32 protein-coding genes are annotated in these 25,804 nt (G+C 61.0%); 10 read left to right on the plus strand and 22 right to left on the minus strand.

The features are described from left to right. Position 1 precedes the first annotated feature (1 nt). Genes V8J81_RS15295 through V8J81_RS15315 form a run of 5 tightly spaced genes read right to left on the minus strand, consistent with a single transcriptional unit; the run spans position 2 to position 4,208 of the window. Positions 2-394, minus strand: coding sequence for a PTS sugar transporter subunit IIA (locus V8J81_RS15295; protein WP_368476608.1), 393 nt, complete (start codon positions 392-394; stop codon positions 2-4). After that, positions 391-1,296, minus strand: a complete 906-nt coding sequence (gene rapZ, locus V8J81_RS15300) for an RNase adapter RapZ (RefSeq protein ID WP_368476609.1) — start codon at positions 1,294-1,296, stop codon at positions 391-393. The genes V8J81_RS15295 and rapZ overlap by 4 nt, the downstream gene beginning before the upstream one ends. Before the next feature lie 14 nt (positions 1,297-1,310). Next, positions 1,311-1,769 carry a serine kinase gene (locus tag V8J81_RS15305; protein ID WP_368476610.1) on the minus strand — a complete coding sequence of 153 codons (459 nt, stop codon included), beginning with the start codon at positions 1,767-1,769 and terminating at the stop codon, positions 1,311-1,313. 3 nt (positions 1,770-1,772) lie between these two features. Further along, the gene (locus V8J81_RS15310) at positions 1,773-3,476 is read right to left on the minus strand and encodes a sensor N-terminal transmembrane domain-containing protein (protein WP_368477661.1); all 1,704 of its coding nucleotides are present in this window, start codon (positions 3,474-3,476) and stop codon (positions 1,773-1,775) included. Positions 3,477-3,506: 30 nt separating this feature from the next. After that, positions 3,507-4,208, minus strand: a complete 702-nt coding sequence (locus tag V8J81_RS15315) for a response regulator (RefSeq protein ID WP_368476611.1) — start codon at positions 4,206-4,208, stop codon at positions 3,507-3,509. A 369-nt stretch (positions 4,209-4,577) separates the two neighbouring features. On the opposite strand from V8J81_RS15315, the gene V8J81_RS15320 reads away from it, so the two are divergent. Both V8J81_RS15320 and V8J81_RS15325 read left to right on the plus strand, forming a co-directional pair. After that, entirely contained in the window at positions 4,578-6,173 is a 1,596-nt protein-coding gene (locus V8J81_RS15320; RefSeq protein WP_368476612.1) for a phosphoenolpyruvate carboxykinase, read from the plus strand. 82 nt (positions 6,174-6,255) lie between these two features. Beyond that, the gene (locus V8J81_RS15325; RefSeq protein WP_368476613.1) at positions 6,256-6,804 is read left to right on the plus strand and encodes a DUF3859 domain-containing protein; all 549 of its coding nucleotides are present in this window, start codon (positions 6,256-6,258) and stop codon (positions 6,802-6,804) included. A 51-nt stretch (positions 6,805-6,855) separates the two neighbouring features. Here V8J81_RS15325 and V8J81_RS15330 read toward each other — a convergent pair whose 3' ends face one another. Further along, entirely contained in the window at positions 6,856-7,629 is a 774-nt protein-coding gene (locus tag V8J81_RS15330; protein WP_368476614.1) for a sulfite exporter TauE/SafE family protein, read from the minus strand. Between the two features lie 172 nt (positions 7,630-7,801). On the opposite strand from V8J81_RS15330, the gene V8J81_RS15335 reads away from it, so the two are divergent. From V8J81_RS15335 to thpR, 3 genes are all read left to right on the plus strand, one after another. Further along, a complete protein-coding gene (locus V8J81_RS15335) occupies positions 7,802-9,487 on the plus strand; it encodes an acyl-CoA dehydrogenase family protein (RefSeq protein ID WP_368476615.1) in 1,686 nt (561 codons plus the stop codon). A gap of 76 nt (positions 9,488-9,563) precedes the next feature. Continuing rightward, entirely contained in the window at positions 9,564-10,562 is a 999-nt protein-coding gene (locus V8J81_RS15340) for an NAD-dependent epimerase/dehydratase family protein (RefSeq protein WP_368476616.1), read from the plus strand. Continuing rightward, the gene (thpR, locus tag V8J81_RS15345) at positions 10,562-11,098 is read left to right on the plus strand and encodes an RNA 2',3'-cyclic phosphodiesterase (RefSeq protein WP_368476617.1); all 537 of its coding nucleotides are present in this window, start codon (positions 10,562-10,564) and stop codon (positions 11,096-11,098) included. Before V8J81_RS15340 ends, thpR begins: the two co-directional genes overlap by 1 nt. Here the strand turns inward: thpR and recO are convergent. After that, a complete protein-coding gene (gene recO, locus V8J81_RS15350; protein WP_368476618.1) occupies positions 11,046-11,801 on the minus strand; it encodes a DNA repair protein RecO in 756 nt (251 codons plus the stop codon). The genes thpR and recO overlap by 53 nt on opposite strands. Before the next feature lie 104 nt (positions 11,802-11,905). Between recO and V8J81_RS15355 the strand changes: the two genes are divergently transcribed. Next, positions 11,906-12,523, plus strand: coding sequence for a Pr6Pr family membrane protein (locus tag V8J81_RS15355; protein ID WP_368476619.1), 618 nt, complete (start codon positions 11,906-11,908; stop codon positions 12,521-12,523). A gap of 112 nt (positions 12,524-12,635) precedes the next feature. Here V8J81_RS15355 and V8J81_RS15360 read toward each other — a convergent pair whose 3' ends face one another. From V8J81_RS15360 to folK, 11 genes are all read right to left on the minus strand, one after another. Beyond that, positions 12,636-12,971: a DUF1491 family protein gene (locus V8J81_RS15360; RefSeq protein WP_368476620.1), complete on the minus strand. Its 336-nt coding sequence runs from the start codon at positions 12,969-12,971 to the stop codon at positions 12,636-12,638. After that, a complete protein-coding gene (gene era, locus V8J81_RS15365) occupies positions 12,968-13,876 on the minus strand; it encodes a GTPase Era (RefSeq protein ID WP_368476621.1) in 909 nt (302 codons plus the stop codon). The genes V8J81_RS15360 and era overlap by 4 nt, the downstream gene beginning before the upstream one ends. A gap of 66 nt (positions 13,877-13,942) precedes the next feature. Then, positions 13,943-14,620 carry a ribonuclease III gene (gene rnc / locus V8J81_RS15370; protein WP_368476622.1) on the minus strand — a complete coding sequence of 226 codons (678 nt, stop codon included), beginning with the start codon at positions 14,618-14,620 and terminating at the stop codon, positions 13,943-13,945. Next, positions 14,617-15,396 (minus strand): signal peptidase I, encoded by a 780-nt coding sequence (lepB, locus tag V8J81_RS15375; protein WP_368476623.1) that lies wholly within the window; start codon positions 15,394-15,396, stop codon positions 14,617-14,619. The genes rnc and lepB overlap by 4 nt, the downstream gene beginning before the upstream one ends. 165 nt (positions 15,397-15,561) lie before the next feature. Then, positions 15,562-16,014: a holo-ACP synthase gene (acpS, locus tag V8J81_RS15380; protein WP_368476624.1), complete on the minus strand. Its 453-nt coding sequence runs from the start codon at positions 16,012-16,014 to the stop codon at positions 15,562-15,564. Continuing rightward, positions 16,011-16,451, minus strand: a complete 441-nt coding sequence (locus V8J81_RS15385; protein WP_368476625.1) for a hypothetical protein — start codon at positions 16,449-16,451, stop codon at positions 16,011-16,013. The genes acpS and V8J81_RS15385 overlap by 4 nt, the downstream gene beginning before the upstream one ends. 70 nt (positions 16,452-16,521) lie before the next feature. Further along, entirely contained in the window at positions 16,522-17,262 is a 741-nt protein-coding gene (locus V8J81_RS15390; protein WP_368476626.1) for a pyridoxine 5'-phosphate synthase, read from the minus strand. A gap of 4 nt (positions 17,263-17,266) precedes the next feature. Continuing rightward, positions 17,267-17,899: a DUF2062 domain-containing protein gene (locus V8J81_RS15395; protein WP_368476627.1), complete on the minus strand. Its 633-nt coding sequence runs from the start codon at positions 17,897-17,899 to the stop codon at positions 17,267-17,269. A gap of 121 nt (positions 17,900-18,020) precedes the next feature. Further along, complete coding sequence (locus tag V8J81_RS15400) at positions 18,021-20,189, minus strand: RelA/SpoT family protein (protein WP_368476628.1); 2,169 nt, start codon at positions 20,187-20,189, stop codon at positions 18,021-18,023. Next, positions 20,186-20,539 (minus strand): DNA-directed RNA polymerase subunit omega, encoded by a 354-nt coding sequence (gene rpoZ, locus V8J81_RS15405; protein WP_368476629.1) that lies wholly within the window; start codon positions 20,537-20,539, stop codon positions 20,186-20,188. The genes V8J81_RS15400 and rpoZ overlap by 4 nt, the downstream gene beginning before the upstream one ends. A gap of 84 nt (positions 20,540-20,623) precedes the next feature. Further along, positions 20,624-21,199, minus strand: coding sequence for a 2-amino-4-hydroxy-6-hydroxymethyldihydropteridine diphosphokinase (folK, locus tag V8J81_RS15410; RefSeq protein ID WP_368476630.1), 576 nt, complete (start codon positions 21,197-21,199; stop codon positions 20,624-20,626). Between the two features lie 129 nt (positions 21,200-21,328). Here folK and V8J81_RS15415 point away from each other — a divergent pair, with 129 nt between their 5' ends. Further along, positions 21,329-21,901 carry a LabA-like NYN domain-containing protein gene (locus V8J81_RS15415; RefSeq protein ID WP_368476631.1) on the plus strand — a complete coding sequence of 191 codons (573 nt, stop codon included), beginning with the start codon at positions 21,329-21,331 and terminating at the stop codon, positions 21,899-21,901. After that, on the plus strand, positions 21,898-22,359 hold the full coding sequence (locus V8J81_RS15420; RefSeq protein ID WP_368476632.1) for a hypothetical protein: 462 nt from the start codon (positions 21,898-21,900) through the stop codon (positions 22,357-22,359). Before V8J81_RS15415 ends, V8J81_RS15420 begins: the two co-directional genes overlap by 4 nt. 8 nt (positions 22,360-22,367) lie before the next feature. Here the strand turns inward: V8J81_RS15420 and V8J81_RS15425 are convergent, their stop codons facing one another. Then, entirely contained in the window at positions 22,368-22,868 is a 501-nt protein-coding gene (locus tag V8J81_RS15425; protein ID WP_368476633.1) for an anthrone oxygenase family protein, read from the minus strand. An 89-nt stretch (positions 22,869-22,957) separates the two neighbouring features. Here V8J81_RS15425 and V8J81_RS15430 point away from each other — a divergent pair, with 89 nt between their 5' ends. Continuing rightward, positions 22,958-23,545 (plus strand): TetR/AcrR family transcriptional regulator, encoded by a 588-nt coding sequence (locus V8J81_RS15430; RefSeq protein ID WP_368476634.1) that lies wholly within the window; start codon positions 22,958-22,960, stop codon positions 23,543-23,545. 9 nt (positions 23,546-23,554) lie between these two features. Here V8J81_RS15430 and V8J81_RS15435 read toward each other — a convergent pair whose 3' ends face one another. After that, positions 23,555-24,079 (minus strand): cytochrome b, encoded by a 525-nt coding sequence (locus tag V8J81_RS15435; protein ID WP_368476635.1) that lies wholly within the window; start codon positions 24,077-24,079, stop codon positions 23,555-23,557. A 12-nt stretch (positions 24,080-24,091) separates the two neighbouring features. Further along, positions 24,092-24,580 (minus strand): EF-hand domain-containing protein, encoded by a 489-nt coding sequence (locus V8J81_RS15440; RefSeq protein ID WP_368476636.1) that lies wholly within the window; start codon positions 24,578-24,580, stop codon positions 24,092-24,094. 70 nt (positions 24,581-24,650) lie between these two features. On the opposite strand from V8J81_RS15440, the gene V8J81_RS15445 reads away from it, so the two are divergent. Continuing rightward, positions 24,651-25,094 (plus strand): MarR family winged helix-turn-helix transcriptional regulator, encoded by a 444-nt coding sequence (locus V8J81_RS15445; protein WP_368476637.1) that lies wholly within the window; start codon positions 24,651-24,653, stop codon positions 25,092-25,094. Positions 25,095-25,197: 103 nt separating this feature from the next. On the opposite strand, the gene V8J81_RS15450 is transcribed toward V8J81_RS15445, so the two are convergent. Next, positions 25,198-25,734 (minus strand): peroxiredoxin-like family protein, encoded by a 537-nt coding sequence (locus V8J81_RS15450; RefSeq protein ID WP_368476638.1) that lies wholly within the window; start codon positions 25,732-25,734, stop codon positions 25,198-25,200. Between the last annotated feature and the right edge of the window lie 70 nt (positions 25,735-25,804).

Here is a 25,804-nt window from a genome sequence, read left to right on the forward strand (position 1 = left end):
CCTATTCAGGCGTGCCATCGAAGCTGTTGATGTAACGCCGCCCTGCCTCCGCCGCTCGGCTGACGGCCTCCTCCACCGGCAACTGCCGCGATTTGGCCAGTTTAACCAGCATGGGCAAGTTCATTCCTGTCAGGATCTTGCGATTGGCCGGACGGCACGCGCGCAAAGACAGGTTCGAAGGACTGCCTCCATACATATCCGTCACCACAACCACACCGTCGCCCTGATCCACAGCGTCCGCTGCATCGCAGATTTCGCGGGTTCGCATGGTGCGATCATCTTCAGGACCGATGGAGATGGCGACCATTGCATGTTGTGCACCCACAACATGTTCTGTTGCGCGTTTCAGCTCTTTCGCTAGGCCACCATGGGCAACGATGACGACGCCAATCACGGTTTGGCAGCCTCTTCCGGTTTGATCGCAGTACGGGCGCGATCGTTCTCAACATCTCGGTGCCGTATAGACACCTGCCAGCCCTGTTCCGCAAGCGCCTGTCCCGTAATCTCGGTCATCGCAACAGACCGGTGCTTGCCGCCCGTGCAGCCAAACGCCACGGTCAGGTGGCTTTTCCCCTCCTCCTTGAAGGCTGGAAGGAGGAGTTCAAGCATTCCCAAAACCTGCTCTCGAAACGATGCGAAACGCGCATCTTCCCCGATATAGGCACGCACCTCGTCGGAGCGCCCATCCTTAGGGCGCAAATGGGCATCCCAATGCGGATTTCGCAGAAAGCGGCAATCAAACACCATGTCTGAGGCTTGCGGCACACCGCGCCGGTACGAGAAGGACGTCAACTGAACCGCCATCCGCACCCCATCACCCGGGGCGAAAACATGTTCGATCCGGGCGCGCGTATCATGAACGCTCAAGGTGGTTGTATCGATCAGCACATCCGCCCTGTCCCGAAGCGGTGCAAGCATTTGCCGTTCCAACGCAATCCCGTCCGCCGGATCCGCGTCCGGGGCAAGTGGGTGGCGCCGGCGGGTTTCCGAATAACGGCGCAAAAGCGTGCCAGGTTCGCAATCAAGGTATACGAGATCAATCGTGTATGCCGCATCCGCCCGCAGGCCATCATAGGCCTCCAATAGCTCGGACGCCCCGAAATCGCGGGTGCGCGGGTCAATCCCCAAAGCAAGAGGGCGGTCCGGCGGCGTGCCTTTCAGAAGGCGTGGAAGCAGGCGCAGCGGCAGATTGTCGATGGCCTCAAACCCTAAATCCTCCAACGCGTTGATCGCAGTACTGCGCCCGGCACCAGAGGGACCAGTAACGATGACAACATGGGCAGTCGGGCCGGGCATTCGTGGCTTTCAGGTCAAGTGTCGCTGCGTCCGTGACGCAGGATTTGCAGGATCGCTGGAACAAGGGTGGGCCTGTGTTCGGTCCGGATCAACGGAACATTTTCGTCATCGACGGCGACGAACCGTCGCGGAGGCAGGCGCTGAGACTCGTCCTCGCCAAGCACCACCACCAGCGACAGCGGGGCAGAAGGACAAAGTGTGGCGGTCTTCAAAAGCCCGATACCGCGCGCTTCTATGAGACACGGCGCGCTGTGTGGCGGCACAAGCGATCCGTCCCTCAGCCATACCCCATCATCTGAGATCAACGCGGCCCCATAGGCCATAAGCCCAAGCGCAGTAGAGGATTTACCACTGCCCGAGGACCCCAAAAGCAGAACGCCGCGACCCTGAAGGGCAACGGCGCTTGCGTTGAAGTAACAGCCTTCCCCGTCGCGCGCAGCAATCCAAGGATCGAGCGGTTCGACTATATCCACGCCTCAGATCGGCAAGCCGACAACAAAGCGCGCGCCAAGCGGCTCGGATGTCACGTCGGCCTCGGTCGGGCGAATATTCTCGGCCCAGATCACACCGCCATGGGCTTCCACGATCTGCTTCGAAATAGCGAGGCCCAGGCCGGAGTGATTGCCGAACTGCTGCACCGGGCGTTCAGAGTAGAAGCGATTGAACACCTTTGTCAGCGCCTCTTCCGGGATGCCGGGGCCTGTATCCTCAACCACGATGAGCACACGATTTTCGCGCTGCCGGGTCCAAAGGCGGACGGCATCACCTTCCTCACAGAAGGAAATCGCGTTGCCGATCAGGTTGACGAAGACCTGCGCAAGACGCCCTTCCAAACCAGCGATGCTGATCGAGCGGTCCGGCAGGTCTGTGATGAACTCAACGCCCTTCTTGGCCGCTTCTTCCGAGTGATAATGGCTAATATTGTCGAGTGTACGGACGAGGTCGAATTCCTCTTCCTCTTCCTTCACCAGCTCAGAATCGAGGCGCGACGCGTTTGAGATGTCGCTGACCAACCGGTCCAGGCGCTGAACGTCGTGTTCAATCACCTCGACCAAGCGCGCGCGCTGTTCATCCGTTTTCGCCACGTTCAAGGTCCCAACCGCAGAGCGCAGCGAGGCCAGTGGATTCTTGATCTCATGGCTCACGTCGGCAGCGAACTGTTCGTTGCTGTCAATGCGGTCATAGAGTGCCGCAACCATGCCCCTGAGCGCGCCAGACAGCCGCCCGATCTCATCCGGCCGTCCTGTCAGGTCAGGAATGCGGACACGCGTGGGCGACATCTTGCGCGCGTTCTTGTCACGCCCAAGCTCTGCGGCCGCCGAAAGGTCAGCAAGGGGGTTCGCAATGGTCGATGCCAAAACCAGCGACAGGGCAATCGACACGATCAAGGCGACCACGAAGACCTGCATGGCCTGTTCCTGGTTCACGCGCACAAGCTGGTCAATTTCGCCCGCAGCCGTTGTCACAACCAGAACGCCCAATGGTCCGGACGCCCCATCAATCGGTGTAGCTGCAGCGAACAAGGTGCCGGTTGCATCCTCGCCCCTTTGCAGGATTGTTGCACCGCCAAGGGCCGCTTCAACCATCGCCACATGCGCTTCGGGGCCAGCCGGCACAGCGGCAGTTTCCGACCGCCCCAGGATGCCGGAAAGGCCGTTCCAGATCGAATTCAGGAAGTCCGTGATCAGAAGCGTCTCACCGGCCTGTGGCTCCAACCCACGCACCGGGCGCGCCACGCTGCGGCCCACTTCCTGCGTCGATGTCACCAACGTGCCATCCGCCGCGAAAACGAAGATATCAACGCCTTCCGTCAGCCCGATCCGCGACAATACGGCTTCCGCATCTACGCCGTCACCTGTCACAAGATCGGCAGGTGCTGCTTCGGGCAGGTTCGCCTCGAACACATCTGCGATCAGTTGTGCTTCCACGGCGAGCGCGCGCTCACGCTGCGCGACAAGGGAGTCGCGGAACGGGTTCAGCCACATGAACCCGATCCCGAGGATCAGGATCGCGAGCAGGTTGAACAGAATGATCTTGCGCGCAAGCGGTGATGAATTCAGCGAAATCAGCGACCGGCGCGCGCGCGCGGCCCTGAGTTCGCTTTCCAGGTTCGCCTGCGGGCGATCCCAATCCTCACCCAACACAATGTCCGCCCGCTCTGCGGCGCGGCGGTTGGTCATCGAGACGTCGGCTGGCACGAGAGGCGCCCCTTATTCTTCGTTGTAGCGATAACCAATGCCGTAGAGCGTCTCGATGGCCGAGAACTCATCGTCAACCGAGCGCATCTTCTTGCGCAGGCGCTTGATGTGGCTGTCGATGGTACGGTCGTCGACATAGACCTGCTCATCATAGGCCACGTCCATCAGCTGATCGCGCGACTTCACGAAACCGGGCCGTTGCGCCAGTGCCTGAAGCAGCAGGAATTCCGTGACCGTCAGCGTCACATCCTTGCCCTTCCAGCTTACGGCGTGGCGCAGCGGATCCATCTGCAGATCGCCACGGTCCAGAACCGTACTTTCCTCGGGCGCGCCGGTAGCATCGGACGCAATCGCATCCTGACGACGCAGGATCGAACGGATGCGTTCCACCAAAAGGCGCTGCGAGAACGGTTTTTTCACGTAGTCGTCCGCGCCCATGCGCAGGCCCATCAACTCGTCGATCTCATCGTCTTTTGACGTTAGGAAGATCACGGGCATCTGGGATTTCTGGCGCAGGCGTTGGAGCAAATCCATGCCATCCATGCGCGGCATCTTGATGTCGAAGACACCTAGATCCGGCAATTTGCGGTTGAAGGCGTCCAGCGCGGACTGACCATCGTTGTAAGTTTCTACGTCAAAACCCTCTGCCTCAAGGGTCATCGACACAGACGTCAGGATATTCCTGTCGTCATCGACAAGTGCGATGCGGGCCATACTTTCATGTCCTCGATTACTGCTCGGTACATTTATTTTTTCGGGCAGCTTCCAGTTTTCGCGCTTGAGAATCAATCGGAAATCTCCCGCACGACTCACCAGCACGCCGGAAGTGTGGCCATTTTGCGTTAATGCAGGGTGAAGGCACGGCCAGTTCGCAGTCATTTGCGCAGGAAACAGGCGATTTCGGCATAAGCCCGCCACGCGCAACATTATTTCGCGCTGATTGCGCTAATGGTTGCGCTAACTGTGCGCTCGCGTCCTGTTCAGGCCGAAAAACGTCATGTTATAGCTCGGATCAGGCGGCGCAATTCTGCGCTCCGGCAAAACGGACCCGGGCAAATTCAGCCCTTCAGGAGCATTCCAGCCATGACCAATGGACGCGTGAACCCCGCACACACGCTTGATCAACACGGCATTACGGGGCTCGGATCGGTCTATTATAACTTGTTGGAGCCCGCCTTGATGCAAGCTGCAGTTGAGCGCGGCGAAGGTCGGATCGGGAAAGGCGGCACCTTCCTCGTGTCGACAGGCCAATTCACCGGACGCTCCCCCAACGACAAATTCGTTGTGCGCACACCCGCCGTTGAAGACACCATCTGGTGGGACAACAACGCCCCCATGGCGCCCGAGGCCTTCGATGTGCTCCACGCTGATATGCTGGAGCATATGAAGGGCAATGATTACTACGTTCAGGACCTCTACGCAGGCGCCGACCCCGAGCATCGCCTCGATGTGCGCGTCGTCAGCGAGCTTGCCTGGCACAACCTCTTCATCCGCCACCTTCTGCGCCGCCCCGAGGCCAGCGAGCTGGCATCGTTCATCCCCGAATTCACCATCATCAACTGCCCGACCTTCAAGGCAGACCCGGCGCGCCACGGCTGCCGCTCGGAAACGGTGATCGCACTGAATTTCGAGAGGAAGCTGATCCTGATCGGCAACACGGAGTATGCCGGCGAGAACAAGAAGTCCGTCTTCACCCTTCTCAACTACATGCTGCCTGAAAAAGGCGTCATGGCCATGCACTGCTCGGCCAACCACGCCATTGGCGACCCGGATGATGCGGCCGTCTTCTTTGGCCTCAGCGGCACTGGCAAAACCACGCTCTCTGCTGACCCGTCGCGCACGCTCATCGGCGACGATGAACATGGCTGGTCTGACAATGGCACCTTCAACTTCGAAGGCGGTTGCTACGCGAAGACGATCAACCTCCGCGAAGAGGCCGAGCCTGAGATTTACGCAACCACTCAGAAGTTCGGCACCGTGATCGAGAACATGGTCTACAACGAAGACACGCTGGAACTTGATTTCGACGATGACAGCCTGACCGCCAACATGCGCTGCGCCTACCCGCTCGACATGATCTCGAACGCGTCGGACACGGGGCTTGCGGGCCACCCCAAGAACATCGTGATGCTGACCTGCGATGCGTTCGGCGTCCTGCCGCCCATTGCACGCCTGACGCCCGCGCAAGCCATGTACCACTTCCTCAGCGGCTTTACCGCCAAAGTCGCCGGAACCGAACGTGGCGTGACCGAGCCTACGCCAACCTTCTCCACCTGCTTCGGCGCACCCTTCATGCCGCGCCGGCCAGAGGTCTACGGCGACCTGCTGCGCGAGAAGATTGCCGAACATGGCGCTACATGCTGGTTGGTCAACACGGGTTGGACCGGTGGTGCGTTCGGCACCGGCTCCCGCATGCCGATCAAAGCCACCCGCGCCCTGCTGACCGCAGCCCTTGATGGCACGCTCAACCGCGGCAAGTTCCGCAAGGATCCACACTTCGGGTTTGAAGTGCCGACCACTTGCCCCGGCTGTGAAGACGATTTGCTCGATCCGCGTGGCACATGGGCCGATGGCGCGGCTTACGACAAACAGGCACAGAAACTGGTGCAGATGTTTGCCGACAATTTCGCGCAATACGTCGCCCATATCGACGAAGATGTGCGGGCCGCCGCCATCTAGGACAGGCGCAAGAGCCTTACCTTGAGAAACAGGGGCTGGTGGTTATCTAACCTCCAGCCCTTTTTTGTGTTCCGGAGGCACCATGCTGGCCCGTATTCTTCTCGCCCTTGCATTGATCTTGCCCGCATCCGCGTTTGCGCAGTCGGAAACCGCGAACCCTCGCATCAGCGACCGCATCGGCGAATTGATCTACGGCATATATTGCGCGCAAGAGCCTGAGCGCCGTGACCCAGCCCCCGATACTGCGTCCGGCCATCTCAACATCGTTCCAATCATTCCGGATTTCCAATTCCGCCAGAAACTCGTCCCCGCAGAAATCGGCATCGGGTTCGGCGTCTTGGCCACCGCCACACCGGGTATGCTGCATGACCCGGTCACAGTGACGGTCACGCACCCGCCCTACCCCGACAGCGGGATTGAAGTGGAACGCTGGATCACGGATGTCGATGATTTGGGCCCCAGCCTGATGGGCTTCAGCTTCGATACCGCCAATGAGCTCCTCCTGGGCGAATGGACCTTCTCTGCGCATACGCTCGATGGAGAAGAGCTCTTCCATATCGCGTTCGAAGTCGTACAGCCCGAGCTCATGCCGCAGGTCGTCAGCACCTGTTTCGGATCTTTCATGTCCTGATCCGCCGGTCAGCGGCCCTCGCCCCCGCGACCGCGTAAGCGGGCGCAATCCCTAGCCCATCAAACCGCGCCGGATCAGGTTTGCGCCGGCAACCACCAGAACGATCAAGATAACCTTTCGGATGCGCTCACCATCCATCCGATCGCCAATCCGAAACCCGATCTGCATCCCGATAAAGGTCGGGATAAGCAGCAGCGCCGAAAACCAGAACGTCACCCCGTTCAGAACGCCCGATTGAACATGGCCCGCCACCAGCGCAACGGCGCCGATCGAGTAGATAACGCCCTGCACCAGCATTTGACGCGCCTTGGGCGTCTCCAGCGCCATCAAGTACAGGACAGTGGGCGGCCCCCAACTGCCGGTGATCCCGCCAGTGCATCCGGCCAACCCACCGATGACCCATTCTGCAACCCGCCGCCGATGAGCCGGTATCGCCAGCCGCAAACCGAACAGCTGCACCATGGACAGGCCGATCACTGGAACGCCGAGGATGAGATAGAACGCCCGCTGCGGCAACAGCACAACGATCTGCGCCACGATCAGGATCATCACGCACACCATCAAGATGAAACGCCAATGCTCCCGAATGGCATCCTTGATCTCGGACACCGGATGGCGTCCCGCTTGCAGGACATTGGAAAACAGCGCGGGTAGGATCACGCCCGCCAGCGCAAGCAGCGGGTCGAGGACCAAGGACAATCCCGACACGATGATCAAGGGCAGTGCAAAGCCAATCGCTCCCTTCACCAGCCCGGCCAGCAAGGTGATCCCAAGCACGACTAAAAGGGTCCAAAGGGGCATCAGAGACATCAATTCAGCCAGCATGAATTCCTTCTATGCCCTGCACTCACCCACCGCACCCCAATTTCCGCTGCGACATTTTCATGCGCATTATGATGCAATGCAGCATTTTTGTTGCGCTGCACCTGCAAACAAACTAGGTAGGTCCGAACGTGCTATTCTGCCATGACACCCGCTTTTGCTGAGAGGTGATTCCATGCCCCGTGACGGCCAATTCGAAGCTGACCAAACCATCATCTTGCCCGACCTTCTGTCCCTGACAGGCGCTGCAGTTGCCCCGGCTGAGGCGCTTCTGGCCGCGGCAAAAGACCGGGTCCGCGCATTGGTCAGCGATGGCGACCGCGTCTCGAATGCTTTGATCGAAGCGAACCAGACCGCCGCCCATGGCCTCGCTTGGCTGGCTACTTACGTCGAAGCGCTGCGCCAGATGCACAAATGGGCCGAGCGGCTGGGGGCGGACGGCAAGTTCGGCGAGGTTGAGCAGCTGATCCTGCAAATCACCTTCGGTGAATACCTCTGGCAGATGTACGGCGGCCTTCAGATGAACCAAGGCGAGATGCTGCGCCCGCAGGATATGGGTCTCACGCAAGACGACCAGCGCGCCATGATGGACAGCGCCGTCATGACGCTCACCCAAAGCGGCAACACTCAAGATGCCCGCACCCGTCTGGTTGAACTGATGCGCGAACGTTCCGCTGAGATCACTGTGGGCAATTGCGGCCTCGATGACGAGCTCGAAATGATCCGCGAGCAATTCCGCCGCTACTCCGTCGACCGCGTCATCCCCGAGGCCCATGAATGGCACCTGAAGGACGAACTCATCCCGATGGACGTCATCAACGAACTGGCCGAGATGGGCGTGTTCGGCCTGACGATCCCTGAAGAATTTGGTGGCTTCGGCCTGTCGAAGGCGTCGATGTGCGTCGTCTCCGAAGAACTCAGTCGCGGCTATATCGGTGTGGGTTCGCTTGGCACGCGCTCGGAAATCGCCGCTGAACTCATCCTTGCCGGTGGCACCGACGCGCAGAAGGAAAAGTGGCTGCCCGGCCTCGCCTCGGGGGAAATTCTGCCCACAGCCGTCTTCACCGAACCCAACACCGGCTCCGACCTCGGGTCGCTCCGCACAAAGGCTGTGCAGGACGACAACGGCGACTGGACAATCAACGGCAACAAGACGTGGATCACCCACGCCGCCCGCACCCATGTGATGACCGTTCTCGCCCGCACCGTGCCCGACACCGACAATTACAAAGGGCTGTCGATGTTCCTTGCCGAAAAGACCCCCGGCACAGATGAGGCCCCGTGGCAGGACCCCGGTATCTCGGGCGGCGAGATCGAGGTGCTCGGCTATCGCGGCATGAAGGAATACACGGTCAATTTCGACGATTTCAAAGTGAAGGGCGAAAACCTTCTGGGCGGCAAGGAAGGCGAAGGCTTCAAGCAGTTGATGCAAACCTTCGAATCTGCCCGCATCCAGACTGCGGCTCGCGCCGTTGGCGTTGCTTGCTCCGCGCTCGATGCAGGCATGGCCTATGCCGAAGACCGCAAGCAATTCGGCAAAGCGCTGATCGAATTCCCGCGTGTATCTGGCAAGCTAGCGATGATGGCGGTCGAGATCATGGTGGCACGGCAGCTCACCTACTTCTCCGCTTGGGAAAAAGACAATGACCGCCGCTGCGATGTAGAGGCCGGCATGGCCAAACTCCTCGGCGCGCGCGTCGCTTGGGCCTGCGCCGACAATGCGCTGCAAATCCACGGCGGCAACGGCTTTGCGTTGGAATACGGCATTAGCCGCATCCTGTGTGACGCCCGTATCCTCAACATCTTTGAAGGCGCTGCCGAGATTCAGGCGCAAGTGATCGCGCGCCGTTTGCTTGGTTGATCTTCCTTGATCAACCGCCAATGGCCCCTACATCGCAAGTGAACTAAACAGTTCACTTGCGATGAGCGGAGCCAACATGTCCCAAACAATCTTTCTGACCGGTGTGACCGGCTTCATTGCCAAACGCATCGCACTCGACTTGCTGGAAGCAGGACATACCGTCACCGGCTCCCTTCGCAGCATGGCGCGGGCCGCCGAAGTCCAGGACGCCATTCGCCCCCATTTGACCGATCCGGGCGCGCTGGACCGGCTCTCATTCACTGAGCTTGACCTGACTCGCGACGATGGCTGGCCTGAGGCCCTCACCGGCCATGATGTGCTGATGCACACGGCCTCCCCCTTCCCGATGGCGCAACCAAAGAACGAAGACGATGTGATCCGCCCCGCCGTAGACGGCACGCTGCGCGCCCTCAAGGCGGCCCACGCAGCAGGTGTAACGCGCGTGATCCTGACCTCCTCGGTCGTTGCGATCGAGGCCAACGACAAACCCAATCCCAAGACCCCAGCAGATTGGACGGATGTGACCCACCCCAAGGCCAACGCCTACTACAAATCCAAAACATTGGCCGAACGCGCCGCCTGGGATTTTGTCGAAGAAACGCCGGTGATGAAGCTGACAACGATCAATCCAGCCCTGGTGCTCGGCGCGCCGCTGGACGGGAATTACGGCACGTCGCTCTCACTGATCGAGCGTGTGATGGGCGGCAAGGACCCCGCCCTGCCCGACCTCGGCTTTGGCGCTGTGGATGTCGCCGACATCTCAGCCATGCACATCGCAGCGATGGATCGGCCAGAGGCGATTGGCAATCGCTACATCGGGTCCGCCGGGTCCATCACCATGCCGGAGATCGCGAAGCATCTGAAAGCCAAGTACCCCGACCGCAAGATCGCAACCGCAACCGCTCCGAAATTCCTTCTGCGGGTCATGTCCTTGTTCGACCCGTCGATCAAATCCGTCCTGCCCGGCATCGGCAACACGCCCGAATTCGATGCCTCCGCGACCGAGCGGGATCTTGGGCTGACCTTCACGCCAGTGAATACAGCCATCGACCGGGCGGCTGCCGCAATCGCCTGATGCGCAGTTTCGTTGCCCTGCCGATGGAGGAGGTGGCAGTTGCCCGCCTCATCGAAGCACAGGCCGATCTGCCCTTTGGCAAACCTGTCCCGGAAGAGAACCTGCACCTGACCCTCGCCTATCTGGGCGAGGTGTCCGAGACGGTGCTGGAAACCCTTCATGATTTGCTTGGCAGCGCCCGCCTGCCCGCGCCGGAGATCACCTTCGGCGCGCTTGGTACGTTTGCGGAGATGGAGCGCGGCCTTGTCTTTGCCGAAGTCCATCCGAACGAGGCCCTCACAGCGCTGCATGCCAAGGTCGCCCAGTGCGCGCGCCAAGCCGGGGCAGACCTGCCGCGCCGCCGGTTTCGGCCCCATGTCACCCTGATGCGCGCCAACCGGCAGCCCGTCGGCCCGGCCCGCGACCGGCTGGCCGCCGTCATTGGCCAGCCTTGCGCCATACCGAGCTACACCGCGCGGCGCATGTGCCTTTACCAATCCACACTCACACCCCATGGCGCGGTGCACGAGGTTTTGGCTGACTATCCGCTCGGCTGATCAGATCGACATAACGTTGACGTGCCGCAGGCAGGGGGCGGTCCCCGAGGCTCTTCGCAAGCTGATGAGTCAAGAAGTATCCGGTCGTTTGCAGCGCCAGGGACACATCCCTTGGTGTCGACGGCTCGCCGCGCAACACCGGAGGCAGTGGCAAAAGGCGATCCACCCACTCTCCTGCTGCGCCGCGCGACACCGCTCGGCCCGACTTGGGCGACACATAGACAAGCTCTTCGGTGGATCCGGTCACCGCACAGGCGCTGAGATCCAACCCGAACCCCATCTCCTCCAACAGCGCCATTTCCCATCCTAGATAGGCTTCCGCCCATTTCTCCGCCCCCAATCCGTCGAGCAGAGCAACGGAGCGCGCATAAAGCGCTGGATAGGGCGCGCGTTCAGGCAGGGTGAAGGACAGAAGCGCGCAAACAGCCGTCATGCCTGCCAGCGCGGTGCGATCATCAAGAACCTCGGCCGCACGGCTTTGCCTGAGTTCAACCGTGAAGCTGCCGATATGCTCGGACAAGCGCGCCTTCCACGTGGCATCGAGCTGCGCCCCGACCTGTAATAGTGGGGCCATCTTGCGCGACGCCCCACCGCGTACAACGCCCAAATGCCGCCCATGCTCAGCTGTGAACAGCTCCACAATCGCCGCGGATTCTCCGTGGCGGCGCAGTGCAATCAAGATGCCATCGGCACGCCACTCCATGCGTGCAACTATCCGGCAGTCGGGTGCTGTTGTCGATCCACACCCTGTGGATAAAATTTTGCAGGCTGCTGGAAACGCGCTCAGACAAATGGCATGGATCACCCATGTTTCCCGCACTCCCCCTTCGCGCCCGTATTTCGGCCTTTCTGATCGCCAGCGTCTCGGTGGCGTCACTGGTGGGGATTTACGCGTTTAATCTGCAAACAGACCGCTATGGGTCTGAATGGGCCACCATCTGGGGCATGGCCCGATTCTTCACAATCCTCAGCCACGTTCTGATCGTGCTGACGTTTCTGGCGGCGACCTTCCGCCGCGAAGGCATCGGCGCGCCATGGGTTGCCGCACTGACACTGACAATCGTTTTGGTCGGGGCCGTTTATCATGCACTTCTGCGCGGGATCACTGAGTTTACCGGGATCGGATACTGGGCAGATATCGGTCTGCACACCGTGGTCCCAATCGCGGTTTTGCTCTGGTGGCTGGCCTTCGCACCCAAGGGCCGGCTGCGCTATGGGGATCTGCCGATGTTCATCATGTGGCCCTGCGTCTACGTCGCCTATGCCTTGGGGCGTGGTGCTTCAGATGGGATATATCCCTATCCGTTCATGAACGTCGCCGAGATTGGCCCACTTGCCGTGGCCACGAATCTGGCGGGCCTTCTGCTGGCGCTTTTGCTTGGTGGCGTGATCTTCGTGATGATCGGGCGCTTCGCAGACAGGTGAGACGTGGCGCCGCGCTATGCGCGCATCCGGTCTCTTATCTGGCGCAAAGCCAGAGACCGAAACGAGGCGCGTCCGCGACGGTTTTGCATTTTCAGAAAGAAGTTGGGGGGAGTCACTCCAGACCGGGCGCATCCAACAAATGGCGACCGGCTCGATCTTCGACTTCGATCACCCACAGGTCTGGGTCAAAGTCACGTTGCCGGGCAACGGCTGCATCAACGTCTGCCTCCGGCCCTTCGGCAAGAACCATCCACTGCCGCGCACCGGTGAGCGGGTCAAAACTGCGTTGATGCAAAGTGGCCGTGCCATCCAGCGGCGATTGTTTGACAAGGATCGCACCAGCCGTGCCATCCCCCCGCGCCACCACAAAGGCTGGAATATCCTCGAGCCTCAGTCGCGCCAGATAGGCCGCAACCCAAAGATCTGCTGTCAGGCGCGGGCCGCTCATGCGTTTCCGTCTTTGAAATCCAGCCCCATTTCGGAATAACGCTCCGCCTCGTCCAGCCAGTTCGGGCGCACCTTCACTTGCAGAAACAGGTGCACCGGATGGCCCGCAAACTCCGCAATCTCTTCACGCGCGGCTTTCGAGACCGCCTTGATCGTCTCACCGCCCTTGCCCAACACGATGCCCTTATGGCCGTCCCGCGCGACGTAGATGATCTGCTCGATCCGGGCCGAGCCGTCTTTCTTGGCCTCCCAACTCTCCGTCTCCACGGTCAGCTGATAGGGCAGCTCCTGATGCAGGCGCAGCGTCAGCTTCTCGCGCGTCATCTCGGCGGCGATCATGCGCATCGGAAGATCGGCAATCTGATCCTCAGGGTACAGAAAAGGCCCTTCCGGCACTTCACCGGCCAGCCATTTGCGCAAATCCTCCACGCCGTGACCCTTCTCTGCCGAGATCATGAAGGTCTCTGCAAACTCAAACGCGCCGTTAAGGTCCTCGGTCAGCTTCAGTAGCGCCTTGGCCTCCACCCGGTCGATCTTGTTGATCGCCAGCGCGATATTGCTAGCCTGCGTCCGCTCCGCCAGACCATCCAGAATGGCCCGCACCCCTTCGGTCAACCCGCGATGGGCCTCAACCAGCACAACAACCACATCGGCATCCGCCGCCCCCGTCCACGCCGCCGCGACCATGGCCCGATCCAGCCGCCGCTTTGGGCGGAACAGGCCCGGCGTATCGACGAAAATCAGCTGGCTCTCCCCCTCCATCGCGACACCGCGAATGCGCGCGCGCGTGGTCTGCACCTTGTGCGTCACGATGGAGACTTTCGCCCCCACCATGCGGTTCAGTAGCGTGGATTTGCCCGCATTGGGCTCTCCGATCAGGGCAACGAAACCGGCGCGGGTGGTCATGGGCGATCCTTGGCAAGTTGGGGTCGAGGCGGCATAGCCGGATTCAGCTCGCGACGTAAGGGGCGACTAGTCCAAGCGTCCCAGCAGGTCTTTGGCCGCCGCCTGTTCGGCCTGCCGCTTGGCCTTGGCCTCGGCCTCGGCACTTTCACCACTGGGCAGGGTCACACGAATGCGAAAGATCGGTGCATGATCGGGGCCGGAGCGGGCCACCTCTTCATAGACCGGCGGCGTCATCCGCCGCGCCTGCGCCCATTCCTGAAGCGCCGTCTTCGCATCCCGCGCATCTTCCTCAACCGAGGCGATGCGATCCCCCCACAGCCGCAGGATAAGCGCCTTTGCATCCGCAAAACCGGCATCCAGATAGACGGCCGCAATAACGGCCTCCATCGCATCGCCAAGCAAAGCCATACGGCGACGCCCGCCCGCACTCATCTCGGATTTACCAAGGCGCATGGCAGCACCCAGATCAATCTCGCGCGCGACGTCCGCGCAGGTCTCCTTGCGGACAAGCGCGTTGAAGCGCGGGGCCAGCTGGCCTTCCTTGGCCTCAACATCTGCGGCCAGAACCGCCTCAGCCATCACAAGGCCCAACACACGGTCGCCCAAAAATTCCATGCGCTGATTGTCGGGCCGTGTCGGCGAAGACAGCGAGGAATGCGTCAGCGCGCGTTGCAACAGGGCCGGGTCCGCGAAATCGTGTCCCAGCCGCCCCATGAACGCAACGAGATCCTTACCTGGCTTCACTCGATCTCCCGGAAGAAGCGATCCGATCGCCAGGTCCAGAAATAGACCATGCGCGCCCCGGCGGAGGAGAAGATGACACGATCCGCCCGACCCAGAAGGTTCTCGAACGGCACGAACCCAACACCACCGATGCTCTGCGGGAAGCGCGAGTCAATGGAATTGTCGCGGTTGTCACCCATGACAAAGTAATGCCCTTCAGGCACCACGAATTCCGGCGTGTTGTCGCCACGGGTCCCATCTTCGATGTTGAGGATCGAATGGGTCACACCGCCGGGCAAAGTCTCTGTCGCGCGCTCCTTCGTGCAAAGCGCGCCTTCACCCACAGGCGCGTTGCTGCACCGTGGCTGATGACCCTGCGGGCCTTGCGGGCCAACGACTTCCTCAAAATCAGGCTGCGGCGTGATTTCCACTGGCTCACCGTTCAGATGCAGTACACCGTCGATCATTTGTACCCGGTCGCCGGGAAGGCCGATCACACGCTTGATGAAATCGGTGCCATTGGTCGGGTGGCGGAAAACAACCACATCGCCACGCTCCGGCTCAGAGCCAAAGATACGACCCTCGAACGGGCAGGCCGAAAACGGGCAGGAATGACGCGAATAGCCATAGGCCATTTTATTGACGAACAGGAAATCGCCGATCAACAGCGTGTCTTTCATTGACCCTGACGGGATCCAGAACGGCTGGAAAAACAGGGTGCGAAAGATGCCTGCGATCAACAAGGCCCAGAACACGGTCTTCACCGTCTCCATGATCCCGCCTTCGGATTTGGCCATGCTCTGGCTCTCCTGCCGTTAGATGTCGTTCGGGCGGTTCTGGCCCGCGCCCCTGCCCTAGTCAAGCAAAGCGGCGCCACTTTCGTGTCAGGACGCGGGTTCGCGCCAGCCCCTCGGGACGGCGGGAGGGGCGACGCGCCTTGCGCGAGCGTCTCCCCGACGTCCTCAGGACATACGCCGGGGCGCCCGCCGCTCAGGCACCGGGCGCAATTCCTCAACGTCCGCCGGCAAGGCCTCGATCACCACCATCGCCTGCGCCCAGGGGTGATCATCGGTCAGCGTCACATGGATCACGGCCACATGGCCCTCCGGTGTCATGGCGTCCAACCGCTCCTTGGCCCATCCCGTGACCTCCATCACCGGCTGACCCGTCCGCAAATTGCGCACCGCCATGTCTTTCCATGCAATCCCCATGCGCAGCCCTGTGCCCAAAGCCTTGGAGCAAGCTTCTTTCGCCGCCCACCGCTTGGCATAAACCGCCGGTGGCTCCGGTACCCGTTCGGCGCGGGCCTGCTCAACCTCGGTATAAACACGGTTGCGAAACCGGTCGCCAAACCGTTCCAGCGTGCGCTCGATCCGTTCGATATTGGCCAGGTCCGTACCGATCCCAAGGATCATCGCAGCGTAACCGTCCCAGTCGCTTGGTTTACCGCAAAGGTCACGGGCCGCGTGCCACTGCCGTCCGCAAACGCAATTGGCACCGTGATGATCAACCCGGCTGACGCATCGTAAACCGCCGTCGCCTGATTGATGAAGGCCTGCCCAAAGAACCGCGTCACGCCCGATGCATAAATCGCAGTGCAGCGACGGAACGGGCCACCTGCATCAGATGGCACCGGGTGCAACACACCCAGAGCCGCACCGCTGGCAACATTCGGGTCAATGAAGACCTCGAAGATACGGATCGCCCCGTTGGCAAAGGCTTGGGAGCTTTCCTCCCACGGCTCGGTGATCGTCATGGGCGTGAATTCAGGACCGCATTCGTCAACGACAAAGGCGCTGGCCGGTGCGGCCAAGGCGCAGATGGCGGTCAGGGTGGAAAGGGCTCTCTTCATCGGACACTCCAAATTCATTGATCTCAATAGACCGGAACTTTTCCGCATCCGGGCCGCCCGCGCAATGGCGCTAAACCCGCGCTGCATCCATGCGGGCGCGCATTCCCGCAATCGCCGCCTCAAGGCCCACGAACAGCGCCTCACCCATCAGGAAATGCCCGATGTTCAGCTCTCGCACCTCCGGCAGGGCGGCAATTGGCGCAACCGTGTCGTAGTTCAACCCGTGGCCCACGTGCACCTCAAGACCCAGATCGTGACCCAGCTTCACCCCGTCCACAATCCGCGCAAGCTCTGCATCGCGCGCCTCGATATTCCCCTCACTGTCGAAATCCGTGTAAGCGCCCGAATGGATCTCGATCACCGGCGCACCGATCCGGGCAGCAGCTTCAATCTGCGACCGTTCGGCGGCGATGAAAAGTGACACGCGAATGCCCGCATCGCGCAGCGGCCCGATATAATGCGATAGCCGGTTCTGGTCGCCCGCCACCTCAAGCCCGCCTTCCGTCGTCCGCTCTTCCCGCTTCTCGGGCACGATGCACGCCGCGTGGGGCATATGCTGCAACGCGATCCCCTGCATCTCGTCCGTCGCCGCCATCTCGAAATTCAGCGGAATGGAAATCGCCTCCATGATCGCCCCGATATCCGCATCTCGAATATGCCGACGATCCTCCCGCAGATGCGCCGTGATCCCGTCGGCGCCCGCCTGCTCGGCCAGCACAGCCGCGCGCACCGGGTCCGGCGTGGCCCCGCCCCGCGCATTGCGCAGCGTCGCCACATGGTCGATGTTCACACCCAGCCTTAGCTTTTCCATCTGCTCACTCCGCTGCTTCCGCCTGCTGGCGGAGCTTGTCCATCTTCTTGCGCAGTCGCGCCGCGCGGCGGTTCTGATAGGCCCGGATCACCGGAACGCTCAGATAATAGCAAACGATCCCGCAGATCAGGCCGGGCAGAATACCCCCGACCGTCCAGGGCCACACCACCGTATCCCAGAAAATATGCAGCTCCCGCCACGAGGCCACATCATCTGTGAACATCGCCTTGAAGTTATGCCACAAATCGCCCGCCGCATTGCCAAACCGCGCGAACATGGAATCGTTGATTTCGCCATGCATCCGCGTGCCCAGCATGAAATGCCCGATCTCAAGCGAGATGAACGCGATCGGCACATAGGTCAGCGGATTACCTATGAACGTCGCCAATAACGAAGCGATGATCGACCCTCGCATGACCCGCGCCAGAAACGCGGCCAAAACGAAGTGCAGTCCGAAATAGGGGGTGAAAACAACAAACGCCCCGGCCATGATCCCGCGCGCAATCTGCTCTGGCGTGCCAGGCAGGCGCCGCATCCGGTGTTTGACATATTGCGCCGCACGCACCCAGCCGCCCCGGGGCCACAACGCCTCGAGGATCACACGATACCAGGGTCTGTAATCACGGCGTCTGAACACGCGCCGCCCCTTCCGTCATGATGCTGTCCTAAGTCACAGATATGGACCGCATAACCCCGTTGAACAACTCTTGTTCCCGCGAAGCCATGCGCCTTCATGGTCGGCGTTGCATACGTGCCCGTCAGGGCCGCCGATCCAGATCACGAAACCGGTCCAGCGTGGCAACGTCGCCTTCGGCCTCAACTGCGATCATGACCGCATGCAGATGCTCTGCATCACGCACATCCACATCAATCAGCAGACGGAAGAAATCCGGCTTCCGGTCTACGAAGTGCAGGTCCGATATATTCGCATTCTGCTCCCCGATCAGAGTGCAGATCCGCCCGAGCACGCCATTCTCGTTCGAGATCGTCACATCCAGAGTCACATTGTGGATCGCGGCATGCCGACCCTCGGTCCAATGCAGATCAATCCAGCGATCCGGCTGGTCGTCAAAGGCCGCTAAGGCTGCGCAGTCAATCGAATGCACCAACGGCCCTTTGCCCGGATAAGCAATCCCGATGATCCGCTCACCCGGAACCGCCTGACAGCATTGCGCCCGCTGCGTGCGCGCGCCCGGCGGCAGGCCGATCACGGCGCGCGTCTCTTCGATTACCGCTTCGTCGCCCTTGTCGGCCAATTCCGGGTAAAGCTGCTGCACCACGTCCCGCGCGCTCAGCTCAGCCGATCCGATCCGCGCCAGAACCTCGTCTGCATCTTTCAACGCCAGTGCCTTGGCCGCTGTCGAAAGCGCCTGATCCGTCGCCTTCTTGCCGAATTGCTCAAACGCCACTCGGGCCAGCTCACGGCCCAGCTTGATATAACGGTCCCGATCCACTTCGCGCAGCGAGCGTCGGATCGCGGCCTTGGCCCGGCCCGTCGTGGCAATGTCGATCCATGTGGCCTGCGGCGTCTGCCCCTCCGCGGTGATGATATCGACCGATTGGCCGTTCTTCAGCCGCGTCCACAGCGGCACACGAATGCCGTCCACCTTGGCACCCACGCAGGAATGCCCGATCCGCGTGTGGATCGAATAGGCGAAATCAATCGGCGTCGCCCCACGCGGTAGCTTCACCACATCGCCTTTGGGCGTGAAGCAGAAGACCTGGTCCGAATACATCTCAAGCTTCACATGCTCGAGGAATTCGTCGTGGTCGTCGGCGTTCTCAAACCGCTCGGTCAGGCTTTCCAACCATTTGGCAGGATCGACGGCAAAGGGGTTCTGGACCCGCACACCGTCCCGATAGGCCCAGTGGGCCGCAACACCGGCCTCGGCCACTTCGTGCATCTGGCGGGTGCGGATTTGTACCTCCACCCGCTTCCCATCACGCCCGCTGACGGTGGTGTGGATGGACCGGTAGCCGTTCGACTTCGGCTGGCTGATATAGTCCTTGAACCGCCCCGGCACCGATTTCCACCGCTGGTGGATCGCTCCCAGAACGCGGTAGCAATCGTCTTCCGTCTCAGTAATCACGCGGAAACCGTAGATGTCGGACAACCGGCTGAAAGCCAGCTTCTTATCCTGCATCTTGCGCCAAATCGAATAGGGCTTCTTCGCCCGCCCAAAAACCTGACCCGTCACGTTGTGCTTGGCCAGAACCAGATCAATATCGTCGGTGATTTTCGGGATCACGTCGCCCGTCTCACGTTGCAACGTGATGAACCGCCGCAAGATAGAAGACCGCGCCTCAGGATTGACCACCCGGAAGGAGAGGTCTTCGAGCTCCTCCCGCATCCAGTGCATGCCCATCCGCCCCGCCAAAGGCGCAAAGATGTCCATCGTCTCCTGCGCCTTCTGGCGCTGCTTCTCTGGGCGCATATGCCGGATCGTGCGCATGTTGTGCAGCCGGTCGGCCAGCTTGACCAGGATCACCCGCAGGTCCTTTGACATCGCCATGAACAGCTTGCGGAAATTCTCCGCCTGCTTGCTTTCACGGTTGCTGAGCTGCAGGTTCGTCAGCTTCGTGACGCCATCGACCAGCCCGGCGATTTCCTCGCCGAACCGATCCGCCACTTCCGTGTAGGTCGAGCGTGTGTCTTCAATCGTGTCGTGAAGAAGCGCCGTGACGATGGTGGCGTCGTCCAACTGCTGCTCCGTCAGGATTGCGGCGACGGCAACAGGGTGGGTGAAATACGGCTCACCAGAATGCCGCGTCTGCCCTTCGTGCATCTCGCGGCCATAGTCAAAGGCGCCGCGGATCAGCGCCTCGTTCGTGTTCGGATTGTAGTTGCGGATCAGGCTGAGCAGATCGTCGGCGTCGATGGCCTCATCGGCGCCGGTGCTATGATCGAGCGCAGCCTGCCTGTTCACTTCTGGCCCTGAGCTTCCATGAGCGCGCGCAGCATCTGCTCTTCGCTCATGTCATCCTGGGCCGGGCGATCCTGCTCGACACCCTGCAGAAGCGCCATGGCATCTTCTTCCGGCTCGTCGACTTCGATCTGGGTCTGATGGCTCTCGATCAGGCGCTCGAGCAGATCGTCGGCCTGCTGGGTTTCGTCTGCAATCTCACGCAGGGCAACGACGGGATTCTTGTCGTTGTCGCGGTCAATGGTCAGCGGATCACCAGCGGAAATCTCACGCGCGCGATGCGACGCAAGCATCACCAGCTCAAACCGGTTCGGGACCTTATCAACGCAATCTTCAACCGTGACGCGGGCCATGGGGGCACTCCAGACGTGTAGAACAGATGGATTAGAGCGGCCTACATAGTGGCCAATCCCTTTATTGACAACCTGATTCCACCCTCAACCCAAGGGGCAGATTGTTTCCAATTCTTCCGGGTCGAGCGCGTCCAGCATGGCGCGCACCGAAAGCCCCGTCGACGGGTCCACCCAATCGGGCGCAACATCGGCCAGCGGCACCAACACAAAGCCACGGTCGGCCAGCCTCGGATGCGGCAGGATCAACTGATCCGGTACCACCTTCGCAGCCTCTTCCGGCGACAAGGCCGCCCACTCGGCGCGCACCTCAGGGCTTGGCAGAACCGCATCGCCAAACCCGATCAAATCAAGGTCCATCACCCGCGCTTCCCAGCGGTTGGCCCGCGTGCGCCCGAACTCTTCCTCAATACCGTGAAGGGCTTGCAGCAACGCTTCTGCCGAGCGGCGCCACATCACACGCATCGCGGCATTGACGAAATCAGGCCCCGAACCTGCCGGGAAGGCAGGGGTGGAAAACAATCGGCTCCGCACCGCGCCCGGCCCACAAATCGCCTCGAGTCGATCCATCGCCAGCGGCACGCTGTCTTCCGGCGGAATGTCGCCCGAAGGCAGGTTCGCGCCTAGCGCAATCAAGCCAGTCGTCGTGTCACCTGTATACATGCCGTATTGCACCTGCCCCGTCGAACATCCATATTGGCATGCATCCCGTGCCGCGGGCGCCCGGCCTCACTCTCCGGACATTACTTTGCTTGCGGTGCATTACACTCACTCACGGGCTTTGGACATATTATGTTTTATCGTGACGAACGTTTGGCGCTGTTTATCGACGGCTCCAACTTATACGCCGCTGCAAAAGCGCTTGGATTCGACATCGACTACAAGCTGCTGCGGCAGGAATTCATGCAGCGCGGCAAACTCCTGCGGGCCTACTACTACACCGCCCTGCTTGAGAATGATGACTATTCGCCGATCCGGCCACTGGTCGACTGGCTGCACTATAACGGCTTCACCATGGTCACCAAACCGGCCAAGGAATTCACCGACAGCCAGGGCCGCCGCAAGGTCAAAGGCAACATGGATATCGAGCTGACGGTCGATGCCATGGAAACCGCCGAGCATGTTGATCACATCGTCCTGTTCTCAGGCGATGGCGATTTCCGGCCTCTGGTCGAAGCGCTCCAGCGCAGAGGGTGCCGCGTCTCCGTGGTCTCCACGATCCGGTCGCAGCCTCCGATGATCGCCGACGACCTGCGCCGGCAGGCCGACAATTTCATTGAGCTGGAAAGCCTCAAGGACGTAATCGGCCGCCCGCCACGTGAGCCTCGTCCGATGGACGACCACGCGGAAGAAGCCGTCGAATGATCCGTCGCCTGGGCGCAATCGCGGCTGCGGCGCTGATCATCGGCGCCCCGGCAGCATTGGCCCAGGATGAACAGGTCTGCTCCAGCACAGGTGCCGCCGCCACCGATGAAAGCTACACCACCTTCGCCGCTCAGGCCTTCCTGAACAGCGAATGGGGCCAACCGGATGAGACCATTGCCACGGTCACACCCGGCGACCATGAACGCATCATCACTGAAGGCGAAGATCCCACACTTTACCCCGGTGCGTTTGTCAAAACCTCCTCTGGGCGCATGTTGCATGTCACCACGTTCGGCGATGTGCAGGGCGGCGGTCTGATCCCCTACCATCGCGTGGGTGTTGTCAGGTCCGCCGATGTGCAGGGTATCCTTGCGCTGACAGCCTGTGGCGAGGTCTATTTTCACACCTGGACGCAGCCGAGCTTCCTTTCGCAATTCACTTGGCCGGAGCCGGGCTGACCGACCACTCAGGGCTTCGCCCCCAACGCGACCAAACCCAAGCCTGTCAACACCAACGCCCCGCCCGACGCGCATGTCCGCACGATGTTAAAGGTCTGCCATCTGGGTGAATATTCAGTCCAGATCGCGCGCGCAGCTTCGACATCAGTAGGCACCACCACCTCAGCCAAAGCCTCGTTCATCGGCACGTTGACCATCATGGTCAGGACCAACCCGCCAACTAGATAGAGCACACCGGCAACGGCAAAGATCCGGCCCGCGCGCCTGTTGCCAGCGCCATACGCCAAGGCCCCCGTCACAAACAGGGCAAAGGGCGTGCCAAAGAAAGCCGGTGCAAATACCGCGTTTCGCACGCTCGCATTCATCCCCTGCATCGCCTCGATCGCCACGCGCGGATCAATTGCGTCCAGCCCCCACATGGTCGAACAAACCCAGGCGTAGAAAAACCCGAAAATCGCACCCACCAGCAGCAGCGACAGGAATGCGAAGCCATACGTCGTTGTGGTCATCATACTTTCCTTTCAATAACCGTAATCTGCATTACGTCTTGCGATAACCCGTAACCGTAATTACGATTACAGATCAAGAGGGAAGGCACATGAAACCGGACAAACAAGAAGAACGCCGCACTCAGATCGAGGATGCCGCCTACAGGATGCTCGGCGAAAGGGGCTATTCCGGCACGTCGATGCAGGCGATTGCCAAGGCCGCCAAGGCCTCCAACGAGACGCTCTACAATTGGTATGGTGACAAGAAGGGTCTGATGGCCGCGCTCATCGCCCGCAACACGGAGGTCGTGCGCGCGGCACTCGCGGAAAACGACGCCGACGACCCGCTAGACCAACTCGCCCGCCTTGGCCCCATCCTGCTCGGCATGGTGCTCGGCCCCCGCGCCGTGGCCCTCAACCGCGCCGCCGCCGCCGATCCCTCTGGCGATCTGGGCCGCGCGATTTCCGCAGGCGGGCGAGAGGTCGTCGCCCCCATGATCACCGCGATCATGGCCCGTGCCATAGCCGAAGGCCCGCTACACGGCACAGCTGAGGATCTCGCCCAACTCTACCTCACTCTCCTGATAGGAGACCTGCAAATCCGCCGTGTCACCGGCGCAATGGACGTGCCTACATCTGAATTTTGCAGGGACCGCGCGGCAGGGTCCCTGCATCATATTCAAAACCTAACCCGATAGCGGCCCGGCTCAGCGGCCCGACACCATCCGCGTCAGCGTCCGATCTTTCAGGATCAGATGGTGATAAATCGCCGCCCCTGCGTGCAGCAAGATCGCCGCCGCAATCAGACGACCGCCGATCCCATGGGCCGCCCGTGGTGGCAAATCGGCAAGCTCCGGCATCGGCGCCGTGCCAAATATCGCGTCCGGCAGGCCCGACATCACCGACATCGCAATACCGCTGGCCAGCATCACGAAGATCAGCAGATATAACGCCCGATGCGTCCAATGCGCCGCTGTTTCCTGCCACGCTGGCACACCGCCGACGGGCCCGGGCTTGCGATCAAACCGCAACCACCAGATCAGTCGGAAAACGGTCAAAAGCAGAACAAACACCGCCACCGGCACATGCACGCTCCAGGCCGATAGCTTCACCTCCGGGTCGGTGGCAAAACCGGCCCGAAACCCACTCCCGACAAGTGTGATAATCAGCAGCGCACTGGCCCAATGGATCAATCGGGCCATGCCGCCATAAGTCTCGGCTGTGCTTTTCATCGCGCCGCCCTCCTAGAGGTCTGGCCGAATGGCGGCGCGCATGGCCACCATAATCGGGAAGCTCTGGATGAATTCCTCCGGCGTCAGCAGCCCATCGTTGTCCAGATCGGCGCGCCGGAAATCATGGGCCATCGCAAAACGCATTTCCGGCTCGGTCATCTCTCCGTTGCCATCGCGGTCCCAGAAAGCGAACACCACCCGCGACGCGGTTGCGAAATTGTCCAGCCGACCTTCGGCTTCGGCAATGCGCGCAAATCCCGGGTCCCAGCTTGTGAACTCCTCATACGTCACTCCGCGATCGCCATTGCTGTCCATGCCTGCAAAGACGCTGTCGCGGAATGCCTCCATGTCACCGGCGTGGATCGACCCGCGGTTCGTCGTATCGATGGTTGCAAACAGGGTCTCGCCCAGCACCCGGCCCTCCTGCCCCTGCGCGGCAATCGGCCCTGAAAGCGCTGCCGTGATCAGCGCGGCGGTTAAAATCGGTGTTCGGATATTCATTGCTGTTCTCCCATCGACTCACTTGGTAGGGTTACATAACCTGACAATTATTTACATGGCAACTATTAATATGGAAGCTAAATCTCTCTCTGCGCCGCACTCCATCGGACGCCAGCTCAACTTCGCGGCCTCAACGGCCTCAGCTGTATGCAATCAGCTGCTGGAACCCCACGGCCTTACGCTCGCGCAATGGGCGGTTCTGGTGGTGCTTTGGCGAAATGGCGAGGCGAGCGTGAAAGACATCGCGGCGCTCACCGGCAACGCCCCGCCCGCCGCCTCTCGCATCGTGGATCGCATGGTCGCCGCCGATCTGGTGGAACGGCGCCAAAACCCGACGGACCGACGCGCGGTGTCCGTTGCCCTGACCGAAAAGGGCGAAGGCCTGCGCCCCCTCCACGACATCTACGAACAGGTAAACGCGGTCATGCTGGCCGATCTGTCCGAGGCCGAGGCAGAGACCCTTTTTGCCCTTCTGGCCCGTGTGCAGGCGTCAGGGCGCAATTGGATGAAGTGACAGGTCGACAGGCGGGAAAACAGTTGAACCAAAGGTTAACAGATTAAGATTATGATTTACTAACAGTGACTTAACCCCTCCGCTCACGCGTGAGCAGCCCGCCTCAAACCGGCCCCTCATACTCGCCCCGAGCCGGGTAATTCTTCTCGATGGCGAAATCGACCGCCCCCAGAAGCTCCCGGAAATGGGGTCGTACAAACGGCATCGTCTGCACGCTCATATAGTAGAGCGTCTGGTCGGGATTGATCAGGAACAGCCCCGGCTCCGCAAACAGCGCAGGCTCCTCGATCCCAATGGAAGTCTTGCCCCGTGAGGTGGAGATATAAAGCCCCCATTCCCGCGCTTTGGCGAGCGGCAGGTCATAGCCAAACCGTAGCTTGGTTGCGCCGATCTTTTCCTTCATCCCCGCCGCGCGCTCCTCGCCATCGCTGGAAATCGCCACCGAAGCGATCCCTCGCTCAGCGAACTGATCCACCAACTTCTCAAACTCCGTCAGATAAGTCGCGCAAATCGGGCAATGCAGCCCCCGATAAAAGCACACGACTGTCCCGCGCTCTGACGTCTCAGCAGACAGATCAAACGTCCCACCGCCCACAAGCGGCAAGGAGAGGTCAGGGGTTTTCTGGCGGGGCATCAACATGGGCGGGTTCCTTTTCCAAGCGTTTCGCCCATCCAAACCACGCCCGAAACCCGCCGTCTATTCCGCACCA

The organism is Gymnodinialimonas sp. 202GB13-11 (assembly GCF_040932485.1).
Classification (GTDB): domain Bacteria; phylum Pseudomonadota; class Alphaproteobacteria; order Rhodobacterales; family Rhodobacteraceae; genus Gymnodinialimonas; species Gymnodinialimonas hymeniacidonis.